A 6,958-nucleotide genomic window follows, 5' to 3' on the forward strand; every position below is an offset into this window, starting at 1 on the left:
TTGAAAAAGCAAAGAGCCGGGACATCCCGGCTCTTTGCTTATGCGATCAGAGTCACCTGTAACGAACCATCACGCCCGCCCGTAGGTATCCTCGAAGCGCACGATATCGTCTTCGCCCAGATAGCTGCCGGACTGCACTTCGATCAGCTCCAGCGGCAATTTGCCCGGGTTACGCAGGCGATGCGTGACACCCAGCGGGATGTACGTGCTTTGGTTTTCGGTGAGCAGCAGAACTTCGTCGCCGCGCGTGACCTCGGCGGTACCGCTCACAACGATCCAGTGTTCGGCGCGGTGATGATGCATCTGCAAGCTGAGTACCGCGCCCGGCTTCACGGTGATGCGTTTGACCTGATGGCGGCTGCCATTATCAATGGAATCGTACGCGCCCCACGGACGGTAGACCTTGCGGTGCCAGGTAGCCTCGGAGCGGCCGCTGGACTTGATCTGTCCCACCACATCCTTGACTTCCTGGATGCGCTCACGGTGACCAACCAGTACGGCATCCGGTGTTTCCACCACGACCACGTCCTCCAGGCCGACCATGGCGATCAGGCGCGAGCCGTAGGCATAGGTATTACGGCAGTCGATCTGAATCACATCGCCGTGATGCGCATTGCCGGCGCTGTCCTGTTCGGAAACCTCGAGCAGGGCGGACCAGGAGCCAACGTCGTTCCAGCCAGCATCCAGGGGCACGACCACCGCATCGGCGGTTTTTTCCATGACAGCGTAGTCGATCGAATCCGACGGGCTTGCGGCAAACGCGTCCTTGTCCAGGCGGGTGAAGTCGGCATCACGCTTGGCAAGTTCCCATGCCTTGCTGCTAGCCTCGGCGATTGCCGGCTGGAACTTGCGTAGCTCCTCCAGGTAACGCGACGCCCGGAACAGGAACATGCCGCTGTTCCAGTAGTAGTCTCCAGAGGCAAGGTAACCCTCGGCCGTGGCCAGGTCCGGCTTTTCGACGAACCGCTCGACCGCACTGACGCCAGTGCCTGCGCCGGCCTTGATATAGCCATAGCCGGTTTCCGGCGCAGTTGGCTTTATGCCGAAGGTCACCAGCTTGCCCTCATCTGCCGCGGCTGCGGCCAAGGTGACCGCCGCCTGGAAGGCCGCCTCATCGCGGATCACGTGGTCGGATGGCAACACCAGCAGGAGTGGGTCTGCACCGTTGCGCATGGCTTCCAGTGCGGCGACTGCGATCGCCGGTGCGGTATTGCGCCCCTTCGGCTCCAGCAGGATTGCTGAAGGCTTGACGCCAAATTGCTGCAGCTGCTCTGCCGCAATGAAGCGATGTTCCTCGTTGGCTACCACGATCGGCGCGTGGTTGGCCACCGGTGCTGCGCGGTGCCAGGTGGCCTGCAGCATCGTCTGTTCGCCAACCAGGGGCAGGAACTGCTTGGGGTAGGTCTCGCGCGACAGCGGCCACAGGCGTGTGCCGGAGCCGCCGGAAAGGATGATCGGAAGGACGTCGCTCATGAGCGGGGGAGACTCCAGTGCGTCAAAAGGTGGGGGAGAATGGTAGATCAGCCGCGCAGCAAGGCGGAAATTTCCTGCGTACGCGTTTCCAGCAGTGCGGCATCGCCGCGCGTTTCCACGTTCAGACGCAGCAGCGGCTCGGTGTTGGAGCTGCGCAGGTTGAAGCGCCATTGCCCGAAGTCGGCGCTGATGCCGTCGGTGTAATCCAGCTCCGGTGACTGATCACCGTAATGCGCCATGACGCGTGCGACCGCGGCCTTGGCGTCGTCGACCTTGAAGTTGATCTCGCCGCTGCAGGGGAACTTCTGCATGCGCGCTTCGACCAGGTCCGCCAGCGAACGGCCCGATTGCGAGACCAGTTCGGCGATCAGCAGCCACGGAATCATGCCGGAGTCGGCGTAGGCGAATTCGCGGAAGTAATGGTGCGCGCTCATTTCGCCACCATAGACGGCGTTCTCGCTGCGCATTTTTTCCTTGATGAAGGCGTGGCCGCTCTTGCACAGCACCGGAATGCCGCCGGCGTCTTCCACCATCTCCACCGTGTTCCAGGTCAGGCGCGGGTCGTGCACGACCTTGCCGCCGGGCTGCTTGGCCAGGATGGCTTGCGCCAGCAGGCCGACCAGGTAATAGCCCTCGATGAAGCGGCCAGTGTGATCGAAGAAGAAGCAACGATCGAAGTCGCCATCCCAGGCAATTCCGAAGTCGGCGCCGTGTTCCTTGACCGCCTTGGCGGTGGCGTCGCGGTTTTCCGGCAGCAGCGGGTTGGGGATACCGTTGGGGAAATTGCCATCGGGCTCATGGAAGACGCGTACGAATTCGAATGGCAGATGCGGTGCCAACAGGTCGACGATCAGACCGGCGCCGCCGTTGCCGGCGTTGACCACCAGCTTGAGCGGCTTGAGCGTGCTGCGGTCCACGTAGCTGAGCAGGTGCTCCAGATACGCGGTCTTGTCGGTGCGGCTGTGCTCGGCAGCGGTGGGCTCGCCTGCAGCGGCAGTATCGGCCGCGACCGTGTCGCGGATGGCGAACAGGCCGGTATCGGAGCTGATCGGCCGCGCCTGCTCACGCACCAGTTTCATGCCGTTGTAGTCCATCGGATTGTGGCTGGCGGTGACCATCACGCCGCCGGCGGCCTTGAGGTGATCGGTCTGAAAGTAGACTTCCTCGGTGCCACACAGGCCAATGTCGATCACCTCGCGGCCGCTGGCACGCAGGCCGGCAGACAGGGCTTCCTGCAGTGCCGGGCTCGCCAGCCGCACATCGTGGCCCAGGACCACGGGCCCTTGATCCAGCTGCGCCGCCAGTGCCACGCCGATGCGGCGGGCCAAGTCCTCGTTGAGTTCATCCGGCACGCGGCCGCGAATATCGTAGGCCTTGAAGGCGGGTAGCGTCATGGGCAATTCCTCGGGTGGGGGACAGCCGAGTTTAGCGGCTGCGCCGTGTCTTGGGTGTGGCGGAATTGCGACCGAGGACAGGGAACAGTCAGCGGCTAGAATGCCCGCTTCGCATCAGCGAGGTGAGGGCGGTGATGAACCAAGTTGCAAGGGGGGCGGGCGCCAAGCGCTATGCCGACGCCAAGGCGGCGCTGGCCGGCGTGGTGGCCGATGGACAGACGCTGGCGGTTGGCGGCTTCGGGCTGTGCGGCATTCCGGAAGCCTTGATCGCTGCGCTGCGCGACAGCGCGGTGAGCGGCCTGACGGTGATTTCCAACAACGCAGGCGTGGATGGCTTCGGCCTGGGCCAATTGCTGGCGACCCGCCAGATTCGCAAGATGATTTCGTCTTATGTGGGCGAGAACAAGGAATTCGAACGCCAATATCTGGCCGGCGAACTCGAGCTGGAATTCAACCCGCAGGGCACGCTGGCCGAGCGCCTGCGTGCGGGCGGTGCGGGCATTCCCGCGTTCTACACCGCCACCGGCTACGGCACCATCGTGGCCGACGGCAAGGAGACGCGTGAGTTCGATGGCAAGCATTACGTGCTGGAAACCGCGTTGCAGGCCGACGTTGCCCTGATCAAGGCGTGGCGCGCCGACACCGCCGGCAACCTGGTGTTCCGCAAGACCGCGCGCAATTTCAATCCGGCCTGTGCCATGGCCGGGCGCGTCTGCATCGCCGAGGTAGAAGAGATTGTCGAGCTCGGTGGGATCGATCCGGATCAGGTGCATCTGCCCGGCATTTATGTCGACCGCCTGGTAATCAACGCCACACCGGAAAAACGCATCGAACAGCGCACCGTGCGCCAGGGAGACAAGTAATGGCCTGGACCCGCGATCAGATGGCGGCGCGCGCCGCGCGCGAACTCACCGATGGCGCCTACGTCAACCTGGGCATCGGCCTGCCCACGCTGGTGGCCAACCACATTCCCGACGGCGTGGACGTGTGGTTGCAATCGGAAAACGGCCTGCTCGGCATCGGCCCGTTTCCCGGCGAAGACGAAGTGGACGCGGACCTCATCAATGCCGGCAAGCAGACCGTGACCGCACGTGCGGGTGCCAGCTATTTCGGCAGCCACGATTCGTTCGCGATGATCCGCGGTGGACACATCGACCTGGCAATCCTCGGCGCGATGCAGGTCACCGACCGCGGCGACCTTGCCAACTGGATGGTGCCGGGCAAGATGGTCAAGGGCATGGGCGGCGCGATGGACCTGGTGGCCGGCGTCAAGCGCGTGGTCGTGCTGATGGAACATGTGGCCAAGGACGGCACGCACAAGATCCTGCCGCAATGCGACCTGCCGCTGACCGGCGTGGGCGTGGTCGATCGCATCATCACCGACCTGGCCGTGTTCGACGTCACCGCCGATGGATTGGTACTGGTGGAGCGTGCGGAGGGTGTGGAGCTGGAGGAGTTGCGTGCAAAGACGGGCGTGACTTTCGAGTCCGCATAAAGACACAGGGGCCTGCACGGCCCCTGTTTTTTTATAGGTTCTGGTAGTTCGGCCCAGAACCACCCTCCGGGGTGACCCAGTTGATGATTTCGTAGGGGTCCTTGATGTCGCAGGTCTTGCAGTGCACGCAGTTGGCGGCGTTGATCTGCAGGCGTTTGCCGGAGGGGCTGGTGGTGTCTGCGACCATTTCGTAGACGTTGGCCGGGCAGAAGCGGGTGCAGGGGTTGTTGTATTCCTCCACGCAGCGGGTGGCGCAGATGTTGGTGTCGAGCACCTGCAGATGCACCGGCTGGTCTTCGTCGTGTTCGGTGGCGGCGAAGTAGACCGCCTGCAGCCGGTCGCGTGGGGCGAGTTCGCGCTGGACGTAGTCGCGTTTAGGCTGTTCGTACTCGCCGAGTTTGTGCATGGCCGACCAATCTGGCTTGTTTTTCAGTGTCCACGGCGAGGCGCCCTTGAGCGCGGTTTCCCAGGCGGCATTGAGCATGCCCAGCCACAGGCCCTTCTTGAAGCCGGGCTTGATGTTGCGCACCTGCTTGAGTTCGGCCATGGCATCGGAGGCGCGCAGCTTGGCGTCGAAGCCCTGTGGGGCCAGCTGCGATTGCACCAGGTGCTCGGCGGCCAGCATGCCGCTGCGGATCGCCTGATGGGTGCCCTTGATCTTGGGCACGTTGAGCAGGCCGGCGGTGTCGCCGATCAGCAGCGCACCAGGCATTTCCACCTTGGGCAGCGATTGCCAGCCGCCGGTGACGATGGCGCGCGCGCCGGCTGACAGGATGCTGCCGCCTTCCAGCAGGGGCTTGATCAGCGCGTGGTTCTTCCACTGCTGGAAGGCCTCCCATGGCTGGTAGTTAGGGTCGCTGTAGTCCAGCCCGCTGACGTAGCCCAGCGCGATCTGGTTGTTGTCCAGGTGATACAGGAAGCTGCCGCCATAGGTGCGGTTGTCGGCCGGCCAGCCGAGCGTGTGCACGATCTTGCCGGGGCTGACGCGGCCCTCGGGCACCTGCCACAGTTCCTTGATGCCGATCGAATAGCCCTGCGGGTCGACATCGGCAGTCAGGTCGAAGCGCTTGAGCAGGCGCTTGGTGAGATGGCCACGCGCGCCTTCGGCCAGCACGGTGACCTTGGCGCGGATGTCGATACCGGCGGTGTAGCCGGGCTTGTGCGACCCATCCTTGGCCACGCCCATATCGCCGATGCGCACGCCCACCACCTGGCCGCTGTCATCGTGCAGGGTTTCGGCGGCGGCAAAGCCGGGGTAGATCTCCACGCCCAGCGCTTCGGCCTGCGGAGCGAGCCAGGCGCACATCGCGCCCAGGCTGACGATGAAGTTGCCGTGGTTGCGCATGCCTGGCGGCACCACCGGGAATTTGCGTGCGCTGCCCTTGCCGAGAAACCAGAATTCGTCTTCGGTGGCGGCCACGCAGATCGGTGGCGGGTGATCGCGCCAGCCGGGCAGCAACGCGTCCAATGGGCCGGGTTCGATCACCGCGCCGGAGAGGATGTGCGCGCCGATGGTGCTGGATTTTTCGATCACGCACACGCTCAACGCGGGGTTGAGCTGTTTGAGCCGGATCGCGAACGACAGCCCGGCCGGACCGGCACCGACGGTGACGACGTCGTACTCCATCACGTCGCGCTCGACCGTCTCTGACGCTTGCGCGCCGATTCCCGCTTCCGACATTGCTCCGCTCCCGTTGGCTCGATGGCTGGGGTGCATTTTCCGGGATTGCATGTGATGGCGGCAAATCGCGTTGATTCATCCGCCGCTGCCGGTGCGCCCGGACACGCGCATGCTAGCGTTTGCGCATGAACATACGCGTTGCACTGCCAGGAGCACAGGTCCACTGGTGTCGCGGCTGGTTGCAGGCCGCGCACGCCGATGCGCTGATGCAGGCGCTGCTGGACCAGGTGCAGTGGGAGGTCCATCGCATCCGCATGTTCGGGCGGGTGGTGGATTCGCCGCGTCTGAGCAGCTGGATCGGCGATGCGGATGCCAGCTATCGCTACTCGGGCATGCAGTTTGCGCCGCAGCCGTGGCTGGAGGCGCTGCAGCCTTTGCGTACGCGTCTGCAGGATGAAACCGGCTGTCCGTTCAACAGCGTGCTGGTCAACCGCTACCGCAGCGGAGCCGACGCGATGGGCTGGCATAGCGACGACGAGCCGGAGCTGGGCGCGCAACCGGTGATCGCATCGCTAAGCCTGGGCGCGGCGCGGCGGTTCGCCTTCAAGCATCGGCACGATCCCACGCTGAAGCAGACCTTGGAACTCGGTCACGGCGATCTGCTGCTGATGGGCGGCGATACCCAGCGTTACTACAAACACGCCTTGCCGCGCACAGTAAAGCCGGTCGGCGAGCGTATCAATTTGACCTTTCGCCAGATTGCGAGGCGCGTGTCCCAGCGATAAGAGCGGCTAGCAAAACGTCGCGAGCGGTCGCCTGGCGGTGAGCGCAGTGGTTTCGTTGGCTGCATCTTGTTGGATGCAGTCAGAAGCCAGGTCAAACGCTGGGTCGGTCGAGGGCGCGGTGCCCTCACCGCTCGCGGGACACGCCGCAAGTACGTCCATGTAGGCTCGGTGGCGGCATCCATGCCGCCAC

The 6,958-nt window shown here is 64.2% G+C and carries 6 protein-coding genes; 3 read left to right on the forward strand and 3 right to left on the reverse strand.

Features of this window, described 5'->3' with window-relative positions:
• Positions 1-69: 69 nt before the first annotated feature.
• Positions 70-1,473 carry a mannose-1-phosphate guanylyltransferase/mannose-6-phosphate isomerase gene (locus QRM60_RS20085; RefSeq protein WP_115555349.1) on the reverse strand — a complete coding sequence of 468 codons (1,404 nt, stop codon included), beginning with the start codon at positions 1,471-1,473 and terminating at the stop codon, positions 70-72.
• Between the two features lie 47 nt (positions 1,474-1,520).
• Complete coding sequence (locus QRM60_RS20090) at positions 1,521-2,867, reverse strand: phosphomannomutase (protein WP_115000096.1); 1,347 nt, start codon at positions 2,865-2,867, stop codon at positions 1,521-1,523.
• A gap of 134 nt (positions 2,868-3,001) precedes the next feature.
• On the opposite strand from QRM60_RS20090, the gene QRM60_RS20095 reads away from it, so the two are divergent.
• Both QRM60_RS20095 and QRM60_RS20100 read left to right on the forward strand, forming a co-directional pair.
• The gene (locus QRM60_RS20095) at positions 3,002-3,730 is read left to right on the forward strand and encodes a CoA transferase subunit A (RefSeq protein WP_115555351.1); all 729 of its coding nucleotides are present in this window, start codon (positions 3,002-3,004) and stop codon (positions 3,728-3,730) included.
• A complete protein-coding gene (locus QRM60_RS20100; protein WP_115555352.1) occupies positions 3,730-4,362 on the forward strand; it encodes a CoA transferase subunit B in 633 nt (210 codons plus the stop codon). Before QRM60_RS20095 ends, QRM60_RS20100 begins: the two co-directional genes overlap by 1 nt.
• A 31-nt stretch (positions 4,363-4,393) precedes the next feature.
• Here the strand turns inward: QRM60_RS20100 and QRM60_RS20105 are convergent, their stop codons facing one another.
• Positions 4,394-6,043 carry an electron transfer flavoprotein-ubiquinone oxidoreductase gene (locus tag QRM60_RS20105; protein WP_285446904.1) on the reverse strand — a complete coding sequence of 550 codons (1,650 nt, stop codon included), beginning with the start codon at positions 6,041-6,043 and terminating at the stop codon, positions 4,394-4,396.
• Between the two features lie 125 nt (positions 6,044-6,168).
• On the opposite strand from QRM60_RS20105, the gene QRM60_RS20110 reads away from it, so the two are divergent.
• Complete coding sequence (locus tag QRM60_RS20110; protein ID WP_285446905.1) at positions 6,169-6,768, forward strand: alpha-ketoglutarate-dependent dioxygenase AlkB; 600 nt, start codon at positions 6,169-6,171, stop codon at positions 6,766-6,768.
• The last annotated feature ends 190 nt before the right edge of the window (positions 6,769-6,958 follow it).

This window comes from Xanthomonas sp. fls2-241-TYG-148 (assembly GCF_030208815.1).
Classification (GTDB): domain Bacteria; phylum Pseudomonadota; class Gammaproteobacteria; order Xanthomonadales; family Xanthomonadaceae; genus Xanthomonas; species Xanthomonas campestris.